The sequence below is a fragment of the Flavobacterium sp. genome (assembly GCF_036741995.1).
Classification (GTDB): Bacteria; Bacteroidota; Bacteroidia; order Flavobacteriales; family Flavobacteriaceae; genus Flavobacterium.
Map to the genome: position 1 here is coordinate 1 of NZ_DAINRG010000117.1, position 1,107 is coordinate 1,107.

The window sequence follows — 1,107 nt, forward strand, 5'->3', positions numbered from 1 at the left end:
TCATACGGAACACCCATTACCAACAATGGCAATGTTTTGCCGTCTTGGTTTATCGGCTCCTACACCTTCGGTGCCAATGAGTGGGATGATGTGGCCTACAATTCCCCTTATTACCTTCCGGTTATGTCAGCCGGAAATGATGGTGGAAACAATGATAATGCTGAACCTTTAGCTTTTGGGTATGATAAACTTGTGGGTGATAAAACCGCCAAAAACACTTTGGTTGTAGCCAACTGTTTGGACGTTTCAGTTGGTACTGACGGGAATGTCTCAGGAAATATCAATATTAATGGGTCCAGTAGTCAAGGACCAACAGACGATTTGCGAATCAAACCCGATATTACCGGGAATGGAACTAATTTGACTTCAACCAGCAGTGGCAGTAATACAGCCACCGCAACTTTAACAGGAACCTCTATGGCTTCACCCAATGTAGCGGGAACTTTAACCTTGTTGCAACAACACTACCGAAATTTAACCACAAATTTTATGCGAGCAGCCACTTTAAAAGGGTTAGCTTGTCATACAGCTGATGATGCGGGTGCAGTGGGTCCGGATGGTATTTTCGGTTGGGGTTTGTTGAATGCCAAAAGAGCTGCTGAGACCTTAACCAATAATGGATTAACTTCATGGGTTTCTGAAGAAAACCTGAGTAACCATCAAAGCTATACGATGACTGTAAACTCTAATGGTTTAACTCCTTTGATGGCCTCGATAACTTGGACAGATCTCCCTGGACCGATTTATAACGGAGCTAACGGAGCGAATGATCCAACTCCTGTTTTGGTTAATGATTTAGACATCCGAATTACCAAAAACGGAACTACTTATTTCCCTTGGAAGTTAGTTAGCCCAACAACACCGGCTGAGAGAACTTCAGACAATAACGTAGACAATGTGGAATTAATCAAAATTGATGCGCCATCTGCCGGAGAATACGTAATAACAGTAACACACAAGGGTAATATACAGTCAGGAAATCAACGCTTTTCTCTGGTAGTAACCGGAATCACTTCTGCTTTTTCATTGAATTCTAATTCTACTGACGCCACGGTTTGTGATACACAAAATGCTGTTTTCACATTTAACTATGCTCAAAACGGCGGT

Annotated in this window: 1 protein-coding gene; it reads left to right on the forward strand. The window is 42.4% G+C overall.

Annotated features, from left to right (window positions below; all coding sequences use genetic code 11):
• On the forward strand, positions 1 to 1,107 hold a 1,107-nt coding region (locus V7D82_RS13795; RefSeq protein ID WP_333601525.1), incomplete at both ends, for a S8 family serine peptidase.